Here is a 17,489-nt window from a genome sequence, read left to right as displayed (position 1 = left end):
AGGCAGTAACGGCGTTTAAGCGCGGCTGGTGATGATGCCACCACCCAAACACACATCGCCATCGTACAGCACCGCAGATTGTCCCGGTGTCACTGCCCATTGTGGTTCTTTAAAACGCAACTCGATGTTATTGTCATCAATATAGCGCAATTCACACAGCGCATCTTGCATGCGGTAACGTGTTTTACACGTGTACTCGCCTTCAAGTGGGCGTGTCGGTAGGGTAAAACTCAAGTCGTGCATGGTCAAAGAGCGTGATTTCAACAAAGGATGGTCATGCCCTTGCACCACGATTAATTCATTTTTCGCCAAGTCTTTGTCGGCGACAAACCAAGGCTCACCTGGGCCGCCTATGCCCAAGCCTTTGCGTTGACCCAAGGTGTAAAACATCAGGCCGACGTGTTCGCCCACTTGCTTGCCTTCGGGGGTGCGCATCACGCCATTGTTGGTGGGCAAATACTGTTGCAAAAATTCACGGAACGGGCGCTCGCCAATAAAGCAAATGCCGGTACTGTCTTTTTTGGCCGCAGTGGGCAAAGCCACTTCGGCAGCAATGCGGCGCACTTCTGGTTTTTCCAAATCGCCCAATGGGAAAATGGATTTGCTCAATTGGTATTGATTCAAACGGTATAAGAAATAGCTTTGGTCTTTGTTGCCATCCAAACCTTTGAGCAGATAATGCACGCCATCGACCACCGCTTTGCGCGCGTAATGGCCGGTGGCCATCACTTCTGCGCCTTGTTCTAATGCATAATCCAAAAAGCTTTTGAATTTGATTTCGGCATTGCACAACACATCCGGATTGGGAGTGCGACCGGCTTGGTATTCCTGCAAGAAATACGCAAACACGCGGTCTTTGTACTCACCGGCAAAATTGACGATGTCTATGTCTATGTCCAAGATGTCCGCCACCGCCATCGCATCGAGCGAGTCTTGCTTGATGGAGCAATACTCATCGTTGTTGTCGTCTTCCCAGTTCTGCATGAACACGCCCTTGACCTGATGGCCTTGCTGCTTCAATAAAGCCGCAGTAACAGAGGAGTCCACACCGCCGGACAAACCGACGATGACTTTGGTATGGGGTGGGAGTTGTTGTGTTTGCCAAATCATGTGATGCACTATGCCATAAGTATTAGGGTTTTACTGTAGAAAATTAAACTAAGTAATCTAGTTACAAGCGCTTAATGGCGGCCTGTAGAGCCAAATCCGCCTACACCGCGGTCGCTGGCGACAAATTCGTCAACGATTTCAAACTGGGCTTGTACCACCGGTACAATGATGAGTTGGGCGATGCGCGCCAGCGGTTCCACCACAAAATCGTCTTGCGAGCGGTTCCACAACGACACTTTCAATTCGCCTTGGTAATCGGAATCAATCAAACCGACCAAATTGCCAAGCACGATGCCGTTTTTGTGGCCCAAACCTGAGCGCGGCAAAATCATCGCTGCCAACTGCGGATTGCCCAAATACATGGCCAAACCTGTCGGAATCAATACGGTTTGTCCTGCCGCAACAGTCAAAGGCGCATCTAAGGCAGCACGCAAGTCCAAACCGGCCGAGCCCGCGGTGGCGTATTCAGGCAATTGCTCCGCCATGTGCGGGTTGATGATTTTGAGTTGTACTTGAGCGTCAGACATAGCGGCTTTCGTCTTAGAATAAAAATAAAGCCGCCATTTTACGCTAAACACCGGCAAACTTCATGCAATTGCGGTGCAGCGCCTTAAGTTTGTGTTTGTGCAAAAGCCATTTAACTAAAAGCATGGTTAACTTCACAAAGTTTGCAATTTCACCAATAATGAAGCCGCGAGCGAATACTTCAATACCTGACCTGACAAAAGGGGAAGCCATGGTCAATTTGTATCAATTACTGGGTTTGGACATGCAAGCCAGCAGCGCCGACATACAGGCTGCCATAGACGCCCAAAAAGCCTTGGGACACTTCAATCCAGAAGTGTTGGACAAAGCCAGTGCGTGGCTGTTGGATGCGCCAACGCGTGCGCGTTACGATGCGCAATTGCGCGCCAGCGATGCCAATTTGGCAAACGAAGCCATACCGGCACTGGACATCAGCCCGCGCCACACCACACCTACTGTGATGACGGCCAAACCTGCCAGCATACAACAGCCACCGCCTGCGCCCACTGCAGAACCGCATGCCCATGTGCAAGAGCAAGGCGCAGCCAACGCTGCGGCACAAACCTTGCCCGATGGGCAGGAATTGTTCACTGCTTTGGTGGGCGAGAGCAAGGCCGATTATTATCTGACCGAATTTGATGCCTTGGCAGCAGGCAAAAAAAGCCGCTATAACTGGGCGGCCTTGCTCGGTGGCAGTTATTGGTTTGCTGCCCGTGGCATGTGGGGCATGGCCTTGTTGACCTTGTCCATACCGCTGTTGGTGTTGGTGCTGGGTGGAGTGTTGGCTGCGGTGATGAGAGCTGGTGCTTTGGCTGTCGTGGCCTTGTGGCTATTGTGGCGCGTGGTGTGGATGCCGCTCAAAGCCAACCAGTATTATTTTAAATTTGCCCAAAAACGGGTGAAATCCATTGTGCGCCAATATTCCAAACAGCCGGCACGCATGATGCGCATCTTGCGTGGCACCACCAATATGGCGGCGGCCATCGGTTTGTTCGCCGGCGTGTGCACGCTGTCGGTGCCCTTAATGGGGATATTGGCCGCCATTTCCTTGCCCATGTACCAAAATTATGTGTCCAAAGCGCAATACCATAAGGCTTTTGAAGAACTGAGCGCCTTAAAAACGCCGATAGATGAGGTATTGCACAACAACGGCAAGGTACAAATCAGCAATCCCAGTGGTGCCGGTTATGTGAATGTCAATGGTGTGACCAAACTGGACGCCATCGAAGCCGAATTCGATGTGGTCGGAGCGGGCTATGTCTTGGGCCATGACTTGAGCAACCACAATGTGCAAATGCGCTTGGTGCGCGACAGCGCCGGCTTATGGCAGTGTGAAATGTTCACCTCAGGTTCCAACCCCATCCGCAAACGCGATGTGCCAACGGCGTGTACAGTGGTTGAATAAGCGAGCTGTCTAACAAGCGGCCTGTAAGTGTTTACAGGCCGCTTGTTTGTATGGTGGGACATGGCTGGGTTTAAACCGACTGATGCGTGTGCTTGTCATCGTTTCCATCTGGCCTTGCTGCACACGTAAGTGGATAGGGAAGGATTGCTGACCTGCGCTTGTTGATGGGCGCGATAATGGGTTTTAAACGTGGCCAAATCGTTTAAACGGTGCAGCTGCAGTTGGCGGTAGCGGTAAAAAGTGAGCAGCAGGTTACAGTAGAAATACGCCAATGCCAGCAAGAGCAATCGTGCGGGCAGCCAAGTGAAATAGCTTCGACTGAGAAGCATGGCATGGTCAAAATGCACGGTCGCAGTAGCCAGTGACGGGGGTGTACTGGGTTGGATGGCAAACAAGGCGCTGGCCAACATGAACAAAATCAATATGCCCAAGGCTCCATACCACAGCCACGGCAGCCAAGTTTTTTCAATAATGCTGGCAAAGCGATCAAAATAGCCTTGTTGGGTCAGGGTGTAATACTTGATTTGATGCGCGTGGCGCACGCTGCGTTGCCACATCCAGCGCCAGCCCCATGCCCACACCGCCAACTGCAGCCACACAAAACCTTGTTGCAACCATGTTTGCAGCTGTTTGTTACTGCAGCCAAAGCTGTCATGGCTGAGTGCTAAGGCATTCAGCACTGTGGTCAAAGGATTGAAACAGCGCAACATGGCATAACACCACGCCAAGACACTGGCTGCCAACACCATGCAGGCGATGCGTTGCAACGTCTGACTTTGGTGTGCGGTGCCGAAGTTGCGCTGCCATCCAGTCAAACTTGGGAAAGACTTGGAAAAAGTGTCTGGGCGTTTGGCCATGTGCTCATGTTCTCCTCAGTCAACTGGCATGATGCACGGGTTAAACAAAGCGATTGCAGCGCTTGATGGCTGGCCATACACAGCCAGAATGATCAACGCGACTTTGGCAGTGTTCGGCTGCTTTGTGCCTGTATCGGCTTGTGTTCAGGCTTTAAGCATGGGGTGAGCTGGTGTATTTAGAGCAAATCCAATTCAGCCAACACTTCTTGCGCGGCGCGGAAAGCTTCTTGGGCGGCAGGGGCGCCGCAATACGGCAAGCTGTGCAGCAAGGTTTCTTGGATTTCGGCGACGCTGCAACCATTGTTAAGCGCACCGCGGATGTGGCCTTTCAGTTCGGTCGGGCATTTCAAGGCGGTGAGCATGGCAAGCGTAATCAGCGAACGGGTTTTGCGTTCAAGTACGCCGTCGCGCTGCCAAGTCGAGCCCCAAGCGTGTTCGTTAATCCAATCTTGCAAGGGCTGGGTCAATGCGGTGGTGTTGGCCTGTGCGCGTGCAACAAAGGCCTCGCCCATCACTTCGGTGCGTACTTTTAAACCATTTTGGTAATCTTGTTCTGACATGGTATTTCTCTTTATGGGTAGACTGCGTGGGTAATGGGCTTGATTTTAGCGTGTTTTGGGGTGCAGGTGCAGCAAGGATGGGGCGAGATGAGCGGCAGACAAACCGCCATAAGCAGCAGTCAAACCATCAAGCAGTCAAACAGATAAAGACACGCAGCATGCAATAAGCGGCCTGTAAATCGTTTACAGGCCGCTGGTGTTTAATCGGCACGGTGTTGCCATTGTTGGGTATCGAACTGGTAGTCGTAGGTTTCAAATGGCGTAAACGTGGTGGGATAGAACAGGCTTGGCTGCTGCTCGCGCAAAGAATAGAAGATGCGCGCGGCAGGTGCGACGTGTATGTTGGCGGCCTGTAAGCTGTCTGGATAAGCACCGTGGCTTTGATGGTAAGCGCTGATGGCCGTGACCACGCGATTGGCCTCAGTACGCGCTTGTTGGTGATAATGCATGTGCACCATGGCGATGGCGCTGATGCTGGTCAGGCACAACAGCATTTTCAGCGGCAATTCTGGCAGGCGCTGCGGCTGCTTGCGAATGCGCCACGCGCTTGTCAGCAAATACACCAACATGATGGGCAATAATAAATACAGCATAAAGCCGGCGTGTTTTTGTGCCAGCAGCAACACGCTCAAGGCACAAAACAACAAACAGGGTATGAGAGCGCGCAGCATGAATACGTCCTTGCAACAGTGAATCGGAGGGGGCAGATGCTTAAGAAATCTGTTGTTGTGTCACAGTATGGTCACGGTGGTAGATGCGGCCTGAAAATTTTTTCTGGGTTTCAGCAGGCAGCATGGGGCATGGAAATACCGTGTTGCAGCCTTGTGCGTCACACATCGCTTGGGGTTAAGGGCCGGTTTAACATGCAGCATTTGTACACAGGTATTGCAACACTCTGCCATATTGCCACAGCAATCGTTGATAAGCAGCCTGTAAACTTCTGCTGGATACAAGCAGGCCGTACACATCTGCCCGTGCCGCCATTAAACAGGCTTGGTAGTGCAGAGCTGATGCACCTAATGGCTGCTCAGTACTTCGTCAGCTAGCAACAGCGGGTGGAACACGTTGTGCCAGCATGAATAAGCGGCCTGTAAACACTCAAATCAGTATTTACAGGCCGCTTTAAGCATTACGGCATCAATTCGGCCACACGGTTGACGATGGCAGTGGCGACTTCGTCTTTGCCCATGGCTGGCAATTCGGTTTCGGCCTCATCGTCGATGAGGGTGACGTGGTTGGTGGCCTTGCCCATGGCTTCGCCGACCAAGTTGGCCACCAGCAAAGGCACGTTTTTGCGTATGCGTTTGGCGCGGGCATGGTTGAGCAAATCATGGCTTTCGGCGGCGAAACCGACGCAAAACGGCGGATTGTCCAAGGCGCTGACGCTGGCCAAAATGTCGGGGTTTTCGCTTAACTCAATCACCGGCGCAACGCCGACTTGTTTTTTGATTTTCTGGTTGCTGCTGTTTTTGACCTTGTAATCGGCTACAGCTGCCACCGAAATAAACACGTCTTGCACCGCGATGTGTTGGTGCACGGCGCGGTACATGGCGTCGGCGCTGCTGGCTGCAATCGTGTGCGCCATGCCATCGGGCAAGGCGACCTGTACTTGGCCGTGAATCAAGGTGACCTCAGCGCCAGCACGGCGGCAAGCGCGCGCCAAGGCGATGCCCATTTGGCCTGAAGAAATATTGGTGATGCCGCGCACGGGGTCTATCGCTTCAAACGTGGCACCGGTGGTAATCATCACCTTCATGCCAAACAGCGATTTGCTCGCCCACACATCGGGCAATAAATCGGCCAATTGCGCCGCTTCCAACATGCGCCCGACGCCGATTTCGCCGCAAGCCTGTTCGCCGGACGCCGGTTCCAAAATCACCACGCCATCGTCTTTGAGCTGGGCGATATTGCGCAAATTGGCCGGATTGAACCACATTTGCACATTCATTGCCGGCGCGATGACCAACGGGCAGGTGCGCGCGGCGACCAAATTGCTGATGAGGTTGTCGGCAATGCCGTGGGCTATTTTGGCGATGGTATTGGCCGAAGCGGGCGCAATCAACATCACATCGGCTTCACGGGTGAGGTTGATGTGGGCCATGCCGTTGCCGCCGGAACTGCCGTGGGTATCGAGCAAGACTGGATTGCCGCTCAAGGCTTGGAACGTGTTCGGATGGATGAATTCGGTGGCGCTGTGGCTCATGGCGACGGTCACTTCGTGGCCGGCTTTTTTCAATAAGCGCACCAATTCACAGGATTTGTAAGCGGCGATGCCACCGGTGATGGCGAGTAAGATGTGTTTGTGTGGGCTCATGGCGTAGTGTCAGTGGTGATGGTCGCAGTTAGGGTGGTCGCAATCATGGTCGTGATGGTGCTCGTGGTCATGGTCATGCTCATGATGATGGTGTACATCAGAGTCCAACACCACCTCGTCCCATTCGGCCTCGTCGCCATCAAAGTCTTCGATTTCATCAAAATCACCATTGGTGAGCATGTTCAACAATTCGTCCAGTGTGGCCACACCTTCCACCCAAAAACACGCTTCGTCGGCGGCGGCATCTTCATGGATGACTGCGGCAGTTTGTTCGTGCCAAGCCACCCAATAACCATTGTCGGTGCGCACAAATTGGGCATGCTCCGAGATAACATCATCGGTGCCTTGGGTCATGCGTGCAATCACTTCTTGCTTGGTGGCGATGCGATTTAAGGACATAATCGGCTTTCTTACTGTGAAACTGAGATACCGCGATGTTACACGCTTTAAGCGAGCACGAACATTGGGCGTTGGGGATGAAATGGGTGTGAAAACCTTAAAAATACACTGTGAAACCGCTGCTGATATGGAAGCTGTGGCGGTGAGCGCGTGTTTGTGTGGGCACAAAGTGCGTTACGACGGTGGCGATTGTTGGGACGCGGCTTTGGCGGCAGATTTGGCCATGCACACAATGCCAACAACAGTCTTACCGCTGTGCCCCGAGACCTTGGGCGGCTTGGCGACACCACGCGCACCAGCGGAAATTGTCGGTGGCGATGGTGCGGCGGTGTGGGAGGGCACGGCGCAAGTGCTGGATGCGCACGGTCAAGAGGTGACCAAGGCATTCAAGCAAGGGGCATTGCTGGCCTTGCAGCGCTTACAGGCCGCTGGTATCACCACCGTGTATTTGAAAAGCAAAAGCCCTTCTTGTGGCAACGGCCAGATTTACGATGGCAGTTTTAGCGGCCGCTTATGCGTCGGTGATGGCGTGAGCACGGCTTTGTTTAAGCAACATGGCATCATTGTTATTGCACGTTAATCATGTGTTGGGATGATGCATGCGGCCTGTAAACCTGGATATGGGTTTACAGGCCGCATTGCTAGGTATGGATGGTGTTCTTGTCTCTGTGTTGATATGACTGCTTAAGCCAGCTGGGCCGCACGCAAGGCTTTTTGCAAATACTCGTGGTAAATAAAGTAAATAAAATCTTGGGTGGTGTGGATATTGAAATCGGTTTTGTGCCACGGCTTGGGTTGATACACATAATGCAAGACCTCGACATCGGTAAAACCACACACGCCTGTAGTGATGTAAGCGGCCATATTGGCAGCGAAGATATTGCAGGTTTGCGGCAGCTGGCGTTGCGGTGAGTGTTGCCAATCTGCCCACAGCCGCCGCAAGATTTCTTGGTCGAAGCCAACCTCAGTTTGCAACAAGTCCATACAGCGTTGGTAATCGTCTAAATTCGGTTGGCACACAAACAAACCGGAATTAAATTGGTGTGCATATTCATATTGTTCGGCGGTGTATTTGCCTTCCATCAACGGTTCGATGATGTTGCCAACATCAATAACGGCGCTGCCATGAGGGTAGCGAAACAAATAATTGATGTTTTTCAACACCAACATGTCGGCGTCCAAATAAACGATTTTGGCGTATTCGGTCAGCGTGAACACACTCAGCTTGTCGGCGGTATTGTTGAGCAGCGCATCCCAACCTTTTTGTTGCATGCTGGCATTGCTGCTGGCTCGGTAGCTGAGTTTGGGCAGGATTTTGAATGGGATGTTGGCTTGCGTCAGCACTTGTTGCGTGTGTGCCGAGGCGCTGTCATTGAGCAAAACCAGCAACGGGTAGGCAGGATAGGTTTGCAGTAGCGAGTAATGCAAGGTGAGCACGCCTTTGAGGTAGCTCTCGTCAGACAGAACAGTCACATAAGTGCGCGCTTCAGGATGGCAGGTGGGTGGCGTCATGGGCAAGGTGGCAAACAAGAAGATGGTTTATTGTAGCCGATTACCACATCGAGTATTGATGACCTTCTTCGTCGGTGCGGTGCAATTGGCTCAAGCCGACGCCAATTAAACGGAAACGCAGTGCCGCGTCTTGTGGCATGCGTTGCAACAACTGCAGACAAGCGGCCTGAAAATCGCTGACTTGCAGCAAGTCGCTGCTGAAACTCAAAGAGCGGGTGAGGGTGTGAAAGTCGGCGGTTTTGAGTTTGACGGTGACGGTGCGCGCGGCATAACGACGTTTGGCGGCACTGTCCCACACTTCCTGACACAGCTCAGGCACATACACACTGATGTCGTCCAAATATGCATCATGGCTGAGGGTGGTTTCGCTGGAAATTTGTTGGTGCTCACGACTGGGGTTAACGCTGCGGTCGTCTATGCCGCGCGCCAAGTCGTACAAACGGTGGCCGTATTTGCCAAAATGCAACACCAATTCACCGCGGCTCAAAGGCAATACATCAGTGAGCATGGTCAGACCCAATTGCTGCATTTTGAGCTGGGTTTTTTCGCCCACACCGGGAATTTTCGACAAAGGCAAGTGTTGTAAAAAAGCCGATATTTGCTGTGGCGCGATGGTGGTTTGGCCATTGGGTTTGCGCCAATCCGAGGCAATTTTGGCCAAAAATTTGTTCGGGGCGATGCCGGCCGAGGCGGTTAAACCGGTTTCGGCCAAAATATCGGCGCGAATGTGACTGGCCACTTCGCAGGCATAAGGCAGGTTTTGCTTGTTGTGGGTGACATCCAAGTAGGCCTCGTCCAAAGACAAAGGCTCAATCAGCTCGGTATGGCGCGCAAAAATATGGTGGATGTGACGCGACACCTGTTGGTATTCGGGAAAGCGCGGCGGCAAACACACTACATGCGGACACAAACGCTTGGCCACACTCAGCGGCATGGCCGAACGCAAGCCAAATTTGCGCGCTGGATAAGAGGCTGCACACACCACTGAACGTGCGCCTTCCCAAGCCACCACCACCGGCTGCTCGCGCAAATCTGGACGGTCGCGCAATTCGACCGAGGCAAAGAAAGCGTCCATATCGATGTGGATGATTTTGCGCACAATGTGACTCATAAGCGGCCTGTAAACTCGTGCATTAACCGCGCGGATGGTGTTGTTCTATCAGGTGTTTCAAGCGCTCATTCGCCACATGGGTGTAGATTTGGGTGGTGTTGATGTCGGCATGGCCGAGCAGCATTTGCACCACGCGCAAATCGGCACCATGGTTGACCAAATGCGTCGCAAATGCATGCCGCAATTTGTGCGGACTGATGTGTTGTATGCCAATTTGTGTCGCATATTTATCGACAATCATCCACGCCAATTGCCGCGTCATGCCGACGCGTTTTTGGCTGACAAAGACATAATCACACGGTTTTTGTTTGAGCAAAAACGGCCGCGCATGCAGCAAATATTCTGCCATCCATTCACACGCTTCCTCACCCAGTGGGATTAAACGCTGCTTATCGCCTTTGCCTATGGTGGTGACCACGCCTTGTTGCAAGTCCACATAACCGAGTTGCAAACCGACGGCCTCGGATACACGCATGCCGGTGGCGTACATCAATTCCAACAAGGCCTTATCGCGCAAGCCGTGCGGGCTGTCGACATCGGGCGCAGCCAGCAAGGCATCAATTTGGTCTTCGGTGATGATGGGCGGTAAGGCGCGGCCGATTTTCGGTCTTTGCAAGTAAAACAGCGGCTCTTGGTGCTTCAGATTTTGCTCATTGAAATACGCATACAAGCGTTTACAGGCCGATAAAGCCCGCGCTTGTGAAGTAGGTTTCTCATCATTATTGAACAAGGCATGTGACAGTTGCACACCATCGCAATTGAACCAATGCACATGCTCGGTGAGCAAACGGTCGTGTAATTTGTGCAAATCGCGGCGATAGGCATCTAAGGTGTTTTGACTCAAGCGCTCTTGCAACCACAGTTGTTCCAGCAATAAATCAATGTAATCAGTGGGCGTGAGTGCGTTCATGTTCTAATAACCAGTGTTTGACGGAAACGGTTTCATCGCCACGACTGCCTGAAAAACCGCCTATGCCATGGCGGCCAACAATGCGGTGGCAGGGGATGATGATGGGCATGGGATTGCGTCCGCAAGCATTGCCCACGGCTTGTGCCGCCGAGCCGATTTCTTGGGCGATGTCGCCATAACTGCGGGTTTGTCCATAAGGAATCGCCACCATCGCTTGCCAGACTTTGATGTCGTGCGCCGTGCCCAATGGGCTCACAGGCACTTCAAAATCCTTGAGTGTGCCGGCAAAATAAGCATCGAGCTTGTGTTGCCACTCGCTGGGAAGCGCCCTAAAATGGCCTGTAAACGCGGGCTTAAACGGCAAGTCCACTGCAACCAACGCATCTTGTTGAAAATACAATTGCAAACGTCCAAATTCAGGATGGACGTATAATGCGGTTTCGGTTTCAGCCATGGTGTGACTCCTTGTTTTCATTTCATTATACTTGAAATCGGTAACAATTATCCGCGAGCGGCATTTTTTACACAGACAAAAGCGAAGAAGATGGAAGATTTACTGTTGAGTGACAGTGTGCAAAAAGTACACAAAGTATTGAACGAGCAGCAAGTGGCACATGAATTTCGGGTGTTGAGCGACAGCACGCGCACGGCGCAAATGGCGGCGGATGTGTTGGGCTGCACCCCCAGTGAAATTGCCAGCTCGTTGGTATTTGAAAGCGCCGACAGCGGCGAATTGGTGTTGATAGTGGCCTCTGGCGGACACCGCGTGGATGTGGAGTATGTGTCACAGCAATTGGGCATGTCTTTGCAAATGGCCAAAGGCAAACGCATCAAACAAGAAGTGGGTTTTGCCATCGGCGGCGTGCCACCATTGGCGCACGATGTGGCATTGAAAACGTGGTTAGACGTGCGTTTGTTGCAATTTGCGACGGTGTGGGCGGCGGCTGGTTCGCCATTTGCGGTGTTTGGTGTGACGCCACAAGAATTGCAACGCGTGACCGGTGCCACATGGTTGGCAGTAGAGCCCAGCGATGCAGAGTTGGCGGTACAGACCGATGTGTAAGACATCACAGCACTTATTGCTAACAGCCACGGTCTTGCTCTTGGCTGCATGTCAAAACCTCACTCCAAGCCGACAGTTGGATTTCAAGCTGGACAATGGGCAGACGCAGACATTTGATTTCACCAAACGTGGTGCTTTGCCGGCTGATAATGGCGTGTACAAAGTTGAAGGCTTGGGCTTGATGTTGTATCAGAACCCCTTGAAGAAACAAGTGTATTTTGCATGGGATGTGATGGTGAACACCAAGGCGCTGACGCCGAATAAAATCACCGTTTCGCAAGTATTGAACAATGGCCAAGTGCAAACTTTACTCATAGACGCGCGACCACAGCTTGAAAATGGCGACAAGTGGCGCCATCTGGTCAATGGTGGCAAAGTGAACATCCAAGCGCAGCGTTGGCATGCGGTTTCTACAGGCCGGCCTGTAAGCCAAGCGGCTTGGTTAAGCGATGTCACGCAAGATTCAATGTTTGTATTTAAAATCGAAGTGGAAGATGTGGATCACAAGCAACATGTTTTGTACCAACCTATGGTGGTCAGTGCTGACAGCAAAGCCGAATATGCGAAAGTAATAGCGGCGGCGCAATAAAAAATAAGAGCACATAAAATGTGCTCTTATTTTCGCTGTAACATGGTTTATGGGTAAAACTTAGCAACAGGCTTTAATAAAAAAGCCACCCGCTTGGTGGCTGCATGTCACGCTAGCTTATGCAGCTTGAATGTTTGATGCTTGTTTGCCTTTAGGGCCTTCAGTTACATCAAAAGTCACGCGTTGACCTTCTTTCAAGGTTTTGAAACCGTTCATGTTGATCGCTGAGAAGTGAGCGAACAAATCTTCGCCACCTTCATCAGGAGTGATGAAACCGAAACCTTTAGCGTCGTTAAACCATTTAACAGTACCTGTTGCCATGAAACTTCCTAACTCTATAAAACAAATTTGATAAAAAATGCAGTAAACGCACGAACATTTGTTCAATTGCCCTACCACTGATGACGTTTTACCGTTGTTTACCCCAAGGCGTCAAGCAGTGTTTGCGAAAAAAGTTAAAATTACGCACAATGAATCATAAAACATACAATGAAATTGAGAGTCATTCTCATATAATTATGGAACCAATTACGATGTCTGTCCATCACACTACTGTGGCGCCGGTGCAATCCGAAAATGAATTGGCACAAGAATTGATGCCTCCGAAACGATATGGGGTATATTTACTGAATGATGATTTCACCACCATGGATTTTGTCATGCATGTATTGCAAAATGTGTTTTTCATGGATGAAGCCCGAGCATTTGCTTTGATGCTGGTTGTGCATGAACAAGGCAAAGGATTATGTGGGGTGTTTAATTGGGACATTGCCACCACCAAGCAATCGCAAGTGATGGATTTGGCGGCAGAGAGTGAATACCCATTGCAGTGTACTGTGGAGGAGGCTACAGAATGATCTCTAAAGATTTAGAACAAACTCTACAAGAAGCATATGCCTATGCTCGTGTGAAACGCCATGAGTTAATCGGAGTGGAGCACTTGTTATTGTCGCTGCTTGACAATGAAACTGCCCATCAGGTTTTAGTCGGCTGTCATGCTAATATTGAACTTTTACAAGAACGTCTAACCGAAAGCGTAGTCAACGATACACCCACCGTTCCAGAACACTTGATGAATCAAGTGGAAACACAGCCAACCATGGGATTTCAACGTGTGCTGCACGCTGCCATCTCGCACTCACAAAGTGCTGGTAAAAAAGAAGTGACTGGAGCCGATGTTTTGGTGGCCATTTTTTCAGAACGTGAATCACATGCCGTTTATTTTTTAAATCAGCAGTCAATCACGCGTTTGGATGTGATGCGCTTTATGGCTCATGGTATCGAGCCTGAGCCTTCATCACCCACACAAGGGAACGGGGATGGAAAGGAAGCTTCCATGGATAATGCCTTACAGCAATACACCACCAATCTGAACACTGAAGTTTTGGCAGGTCGAATCGATCCTTTAATCGGGCGTGCGCATGAGATGTTGCGCATTACGCAGATTTTGGGTCGCCGCCGCAAAAACAACCCTTTGCTGGTGGGCGAAGCAGGGGTGGGTAAAACCGCTTTGGCCGAAGGTTTGGCCTACCAAATTGTGCACCGCCAAGTGCCAGAAAACCTCAGCAATGCCATCGTGTTTTCATTGGACATGGGTGCTTTATTGGCGGGAACCAAATACCGTGGTGATTTCGAGGCGCGCATTAAAGCTGTCCTGAAAGAGCTGACTGAGTTGCCCAATGCGATTTTGTTTGTGGATGAAATCCACACCATCATCGGTGCGGGCAGTGTGTCGGGCGGCACCATGGACGCTTCCAATTTGTTGAAACCGGCTTTGGCCAAAGGTCAGTTGCGTTGCATAGGTGCAACGACTTACCAAGAATACCGCACCATTTTTGATAAAGACCATGCTTTGAGCCGCCGCTTCCAAAAAGTTGATGTTGGTGAACCGACACCTGCTGAAACTGTGGCCATTTTGCGTGGTTTGAAATCCTCGTTTGAGAGCTTCCACCATGTGAAATACACGCAAGAAGCATTGGAAGCCGCAGTAGAGCTGTCTGTGCGCTATATTAACGAACGTTTCCTGCCAGACAAAGCCATTGATGTCATCGATGAGGCCGGCGCTGCGCAAAAAGTGAAACCGAAATCGAAACAACGCAAAACCATTGCGCGCGAACAGATTGAAGAAATTGTTGCAAAAATGGCACGCATTCCCGAAACCACAGTGTCTACCGATGACAAAAATGTGTTGAAAAACCTCAACCGCAATTTGAAATCGATGGTGTTTGGACAAGACAAGGCGATTGAGGCCTTGGTGAATGCGATTAAAATGTCGCGCTCTGGTTTGGGCCAGCCTGAAAAACCGATAGGCAGCTTCTTGTTCTCAGGCCCAACCGGTGTGGGTAAAACCGAGGTGTCCAAGCAATTGGCGTTTGCCTTGGGTGTGCCCTTCATCCGTTTTGATATGTCGGAATACATGGAGCGCCATGCGGTATCGCGCTTGATAGGTGCGCCTCCGGGCTATGTTGGCTATGAAGAAGGTGGTTTGCTCACCGAAGCCATCAGCAAACAGCCGTATTCGGTATTGTTGTTGGATGAGATTGAAAAAGCCCATCCAGACATTTTCAACGTGTTGTTGCAGGTGATGGATCACGGTACTTTGACCGACAACAATGGCCGCAAAGCCGATTTTCGCAATGTGGTCATCATCATGACCACTAATGCCGGTGCGGAAAGTTTGGCCAAACCAAGCATAGGCTTTGCCAACTCGAAAGCGGCAGGCGATGAAATGGCGGCCATTAACAAATTGTTCAGCCCTGAATTCCGCAACCGTTTGGATGCAACCGTGTCGTTTGCCTCTTTGGATGAGGCCATCATCCAGCAAGTGGTGGACAAATTCTTGCTGCAATTGGAGCAACAATTGTTGGCCAAACAAGTGGAAATCGAATTCACCGATGGCTTAAAAGCCTATTTGGCGGAAAAAGGTTTCGATCCATTGATGGGTGCGCGTCCGATGAGCCGCTTGATTCAAACCACGATACGCAAGGCTTTGGCAGACGAATTGTTGTTTGGTAAATTGGCCGAAGGTGGCCGCGTGACAGTGGACTGGGACAATAAATTGAACGAAGTGCAATTGATTTTCCCTACCGCCAAAAACGACAGAGAGTTGGCTCAAGCAGTGGAATGAAACAAAGAATCAAAAGAAAAACCGCCGTAAGGCGGTTTTTTGGATTTACAGGCCGCTTATTTGGCAATGGCTTGTAAGCGATAAAGTTTGTTTTGTGCTTGTACCAATACCAACAAATCCACATTCGGGTGTTTGCCTGGGTTAGCGGCAGCATCGGCCACATGTTCGGCAAACCACACCAAACCTTGGGTGGCGGCGATGGCATGCAATTGACCATCAAACTGTTGTGCCAGCGCATGGTAGAGCTTCAAGCTGCCCATTTTGCCTGCGATAGCAGGAATGTGGTGTATCACGACACCGTGTTCATCTAAGACGTTCAGGCCGCTTAAATGGTCTACAGCTGCCAATGTGGCCAAATTGTCGTTAAAAGTCATTGCCATCCTTTAAAAATTAATGGTGTACAGTACCAAAGATTTTGTCACCGGCATCGCCCAAGCCTGGGATGATGTAGCCGTTTTCATTCAAATGGCTGTCCAAAGCGGCGGTGAAAATTTTCACATCAGGGTGAGCATCGTTCACCACTTTCACGCCTTCTGGCGCTGCCACAATAACCAAAGCCTTGATGTCTTTACAGCCTTTGCTTTTCAACAAATCAATGGTGGCTACCATAGAGCCGCCGGTTGCCAGCATAGGATCAATGATTAAGGCAGGGCGTTCTTCGACTTTGGGTACAAATTTGTCGAAGTAAGGCACCGGTTGCAAGGTTTCTTCATCGCGTTGCAAACCGACCACGCTGATTTTGGCGGTAGGCAGCATGTCCATCACGCCATCTAACATGCCGATGCCAGCGCGCAAAATCGGTACGATGGTCACGGTTTTGCCTTTGATTTGTTTGCCTTGGATGGTGTTGCCTTCCCAGCCTATCATGTCAAAGTCTTCAACCGGGAAGTCGCGGGTGGCTTCATATGCCATTAAGCGTGCCAATTCATTGGTCAGAGTACGGAATTTGTAAGTAGAGCAATCTTGTTGGCGCATCAAACTCAGTTTGTGTTGCACCAGTGGGTGATCGATGATGTGTAGGTTAGACATGGTGTGGCCTTAAGCTTAAATGGGTAAATGGTTGAGAATGGCTCGGTCAAATGGGGACCAAATCGGCATGCTGCGGTGTTGTAAACGCAGTCGCATCCATTCATTGCACGTCATTAAGGGTGTGTAATGACCGTGTGCAGGGTAAAAGTCTTGAAATCCTGATACAGGCGTGGTGGATGCAAACTGTTGGACGATGTCGTGGCTGACGCTGCGCAATTCTCGTGCACACATGCGCACACGGCGCACATGTTTGGGGTCGGCAGTGGGGATGGCAGCAGGGCGGACGTACAAGACCGCATCATCGTAAAACAAGGCTTGGGCAGCCACTTTGGGGGTTAAATCTGCCCAAGTCGGTACTTGGGTGTAAAACGCGCGGCTGCCCCAGCCGATTTGTGCCATCGGTGCATCTGACTTGCCCAAGCTTGCAGGCAAGAATTGTTGCCAATTCATCGCCTCTGATTGCATGGGCAGAAAAATATTCAAATGCACGCCATTGCTGACCACATACACGTCATGACAGGGTTCCGTATCATGTACAAATTGGCTGCTGGCTTGGGTGGACATCTTACCCAAAAGCCAAGCAGCCAAGCCGTATATCAGTATCAATGACAATACGGCGAGTGTGAGTCGCCAAACAGCGCGCCACAGTCGCCGCATCATGATTATGCTGCTAAAGCGCTTTGCAATTCGCCAGCTTCAAACATCTCCAACATGATGTCTGAGCCGCCTAAGAATTCGCCATTCACATACAATTGTGGAATGGTAGGCCAGTTGGCGTATTCTTTGATGCCTTGGCGTATGCCTTCGTCCATCAATACATTCACGGTGTGGAAATCTTCACAGCCAGCGGCCTGTAAAATTTGTACCGCACGCGCAGAGAAGCCGCATTGAGGGAAGCGTTTGTCGCCTTTCATAAACAACACCACTTTGTGGCTGTTCACGATGTCTTGGATGGTTTGTTGCACGCTCATGCTGTAT

General features: G+C 50.9%; 22 protein-coding genes. 6 read left to right on the top strand and 16 right to left on the bottom strand.

The window, feature by feature from the left end:
* Nucleotides 1-15 precede the first annotated feature (15 nt).
* Both mnmA and dut read right to left on the bottom strand, forming a co-directional pair.
* Nucleotides 16-1,110, bottom strand: a complete 1,095-nt coding sequence (gene mnmA, locus BN3003_RS00765; RefSeq protein ID WP_058304835.1) for a tRNA 2-thiouridine(34) synthase MnmA — start codon at nucleotides 1,108-1,110, stop codon at nucleotides 16-18.
* Nucleotides 1,111-1,181: 71 nt separating this feature from the next.
* Nucleotides 1,182-1,637: a dUTP diphosphatase gene (gene dut, locus BN3003_RS00760; RefSeq protein ID WP_058304834.1), complete on the bottom strand. Its 456-nt coding sequence runs from the start codon at nucleotides 1,635-1,637 to the stop codon at nucleotides 1,182-1,184.
* A gap of 209 nt (nucleotides 1,638-1,846) precedes the next feature.
* Here dut and BN3003_RS00755 point away from each other — a divergent pair, with 209 nt between their 5' ends.
* Nucleotides 1,847-3,040: a pilin gene (locus BN3003_RS00755; protein ID WP_058304833.1), complete on the top strand. Its 1,194-nt coding sequence runs from the start codon at nucleotides 1,847-1,849 to the stop codon at nucleotides 3,038-3,040.
* A 95-nt stretch (nucleotides 3,041-3,135) separates the two neighbouring features.
* Here the strand turns inward: BN3003_RS00755 and BN3003_RS00750 are convergent, their stop codons facing one another.
* The 5 genes from BN3003_RS00750 to BN3003_RS00725 form a co-directional block, all read right to left on the bottom strand.
* Entirely contained in the window at nucleotides 3,136-3,897 is a 762-nt protein-coding gene (locus tag BN3003_RS00750; protein ID WP_058304832.1) for a hypothetical protein, read from the bottom strand.
* Nucleotides 3,898-4,073: 176 nt separating this feature from the next.
* Complete coding sequence (locus tag BN3003_RS00745) at nucleotides 4,074-4,457, bottom strand: carboxymuconolactone decarboxylase family protein (protein ID WP_058304831.1); 384 nt, start codon at nucleotides 4,455-4,457, stop codon at nucleotides 4,074-4,076.
* 200 nt (nucleotides 4,458-4,657) lie between these two features.
* A complete protein-coding gene (locus tag BN3003_RS00740; protein ID WP_058304830.1) occupies nucleotides 4,658-5,128 on the bottom strand; it encodes a hypothetical protein in 471 nt (156 codons plus the stop codon).
* Between the two features lie 458 nt (nucleotides 5,129-5,586).
* Nucleotides 5,587-6,771, bottom strand: a complete 1,185-nt coding sequence (coaBC, locus tag BN3003_RS00730; RefSeq protein ID WP_058304828.1) for a bifunctional phosphopantothenoylcysteine decarboxylase/phosphopantothenate--cysteine ligase CoaBC — start codon at nucleotides 6,769-6,771, stop codon at nucleotides 5,587-5,589.
* Nucleotides 6,772-6,780: 9 nt separating this feature from the next.
* A complete protein-coding gene (locus BN3003_RS00725) occupies nucleotides 6,781-7,170 on the bottom strand; it encodes a general secretion pathway protein GspG (RefSeq protein ID WP_108721467.1) in 390 nt (129 codons plus the stop codon).
* Nucleotides 7,171-7,258: 88 nt separating this feature from the next.
* Here BN3003_RS00725 and BN3003_RS00720 point away from each other — a divergent pair, with 88 nt between their 5' ends.
* Nucleotides 7,259-7,750, top strand: a complete 492-nt coding sequence (locus tag BN3003_RS00720) for a 2-thiouracil desulfurase family protein (protein ID WP_234332977.1) — start codon at nucleotides 7,259-7,261, stop codon at nucleotides 7,748-7,750.
* 104 nt (nucleotides 7,751-7,854) lie between these two features.
* Here the strand turns inward: BN3003_RS00720 and BN3003_RS00715 are convergent, their stop codons facing one another.
* Genes BN3003_RS00715 through BN3003_RS00700 form a run of 4 tightly spaced genes read right to left on the bottom strand, consistent with a single transcriptional unit; the run spans nucleotide 7,855 to nucleotide 11,157 of the window.
* On the bottom strand, nucleotides 7,855-8,682 hold the full coding sequence (locus BN3003_RS00715) for a glycosyltransferase (protein ID WP_147645283.1): 828 nt from the start codon (nucleotides 8,680-8,682) through the stop codon (nucleotides 7,855-7,857).
* A 40-nt stretch (nucleotides 8,683-8,722) separates the two neighbouring features.
* Complete coding sequence (gene dinB / locus BN3003_RS00710) at nucleotides 8,723-9,793, bottom strand: DNA polymerase IV (protein ID WP_058304826.1); 1,071 nt, start codon at nucleotides 9,791-9,793, stop codon at nucleotides 8,723-8,725.
* Between the two features lie 22 nt (nucleotides 9,794-9,815).
* On the bottom strand, nucleotides 9,816-10,703 hold the full coding sequence (gene xerD, locus BN3003_RS00705; protein ID WP_058304825.1) for a site-specific tyrosine recombinase XerD: 888 nt from the start codon (nucleotides 10,701-10,703) through the stop codon (nucleotides 9,816-9,818).
* Nucleotides 10,681-11,157 carry a methylated-DNA--[protein]-cysteine S-methyltransferase gene (locus BN3003_RS00700; protein ID WP_058304824.1) on the bottom strand — a complete coding sequence of 159 codons (477 nt, stop codon included), beginning with the start codon at nucleotides 11,155-11,157 and terminating at the stop codon, nucleotides 10,681-10,683. The genes xerD and BN3003_RS00700 overlap by 23 nt, the downstream gene beginning before the upstream one ends.
* Before the next feature lie 90 nt (nucleotides 11,158-11,247).
* Between BN3003_RS00700 and BN3003_RS00695 the strand changes: the two genes are divergently transcribed.
* Both BN3003_RS00695 and BN3003_RS00690 read left to right on the top strand, forming a co-directional pair.
* Complete coding sequence (locus BN3003_RS00695; RefSeq protein WP_058304823.1) at nucleotides 11,248-11,766, top strand: YbaK/EbsC family protein; 519 nt, start codon at nucleotides 11,248-11,250, stop codon at nucleotides 11,764-11,766.
* Nucleotides 11,767-11,842: 76 nt separating this feature from the next.
* Entirely contained in the window at nucleotides 11,843-12,355 is a 513-nt protein-coding gene (locus BN3003_RS00690; protein ID WP_058304822.1) for a hypothetical protein, read from the top strand.
* A gap of 117 nt (nucleotides 12,356-12,472) precedes the next feature.
* Here BN3003_RS00690 and BN3003_RS00685 read toward each other — a convergent pair whose 3' ends face one another.
* Complete coding sequence (locus tag BN3003_RS00685; protein ID WP_058304821.1) at nucleotides 12,473-12,676, bottom strand: cold-shock protein; 204 nt, start codon at nucleotides 12,674-12,676, stop codon at nucleotides 12,473-12,475.
* Between the two features lie 212 nt (nucleotides 12,677-12,888).
* On the opposite strand from BN3003_RS00685, the gene BN3003_RS00680 reads away from it, so the two are divergent.
* Together BN3003_RS00680 and clpA are read left to right on the top strand one after the other, a co-directional pair.
* Entirely contained in the window at nucleotides 12,889-13,212 is a 324-nt protein-coding gene (locus BN3003_RS00680; protein WP_058304820.1) for an ATP-dependent Clp protease adaptor ClpS, read from the top strand.
* Entirely contained in the window at nucleotides 13,209-15,482 is a 2,274-nt protein-coding gene (gene clpA, locus BN3003_RS00675) for an ATP-dependent Clp protease ATP-binding subunit ClpA (RefSeq protein WP_058304819.1), read from the top strand. The genes BN3003_RS00680 and clpA overlap by 4 nt, the downstream gene beginning before the upstream one ends.
* 56 nt (nucleotides 15,483-15,538) lie before the next feature.
* On the opposite strand, the gene BN3003_RS00670 is transcribed toward clpA, so the two are convergent.
* From BN3003_RS00670 to grxD, 4 genes are read right to left on the bottom strand one after another with little or no spacing between them, the layout of a single operon-like run.
* Nucleotides 15,539-15,856, bottom strand: a complete 318-nt coding sequence (locus BN3003_RS00670; RefSeq protein WP_058304818.1) for a DUF2322 family protein — start codon at nucleotides 15,854-15,856, stop codon at nucleotides 15,539-15,541.
* A gap of 16 nt (nucleotides 15,857-15,872) precedes the next feature.
* Nucleotides 15,873-16,511, bottom strand: a complete 639-nt coding sequence (gene upp, locus BN3003_RS00665) for a uracil phosphoribosyltransferase (protein ID WP_058304817.1) — start codon at nucleotides 16,509-16,511, stop codon at nucleotides 15,873-15,875.
* Nucleotides 16,512-16,526: 15 nt separating this feature from the next.
* Complete coding sequence (locus BN3003_RS00660; RefSeq protein WP_058304816.1) at nucleotides 16,527-17,171, bottom strand: DUF2459 domain-containing protein; 645 nt, start codon at nucleotides 17,169-17,171, stop codon at nucleotides 16,527-16,529.
* A 2-nt stretch (nucleotides 17,172-17,173) separates the two neighbouring features.
* A complete protein-coding gene (gene grxD, locus BN3003_RS00655) occupies nucleotides 17,174-17,482 on the bottom strand; it encodes a Grx4 family monothiol glutaredoxin (protein WP_058304815.1) in 309 nt (102 codons plus the stop codon).
* Nucleotides 17,483-17,489: the final 7 nt, after the last annotated feature.

Origin of the sequence: Vitreoscilla massiliensis (genome assembly GCF_001457815.1) — a bacterium.
Classification (GTDB): domain Bacteria; phylum Pseudomonadota; class Gammaproteobacteria; order Burkholderiales; family Neisseriaceae; genus Vitreoscilla; species Vitreoscilla massiliensis.
The sequence above is the reverse complement of the archived record's forward strand: the minus strand, read 5'-3'. Positions and strand labels throughout refer to the sequence as shown.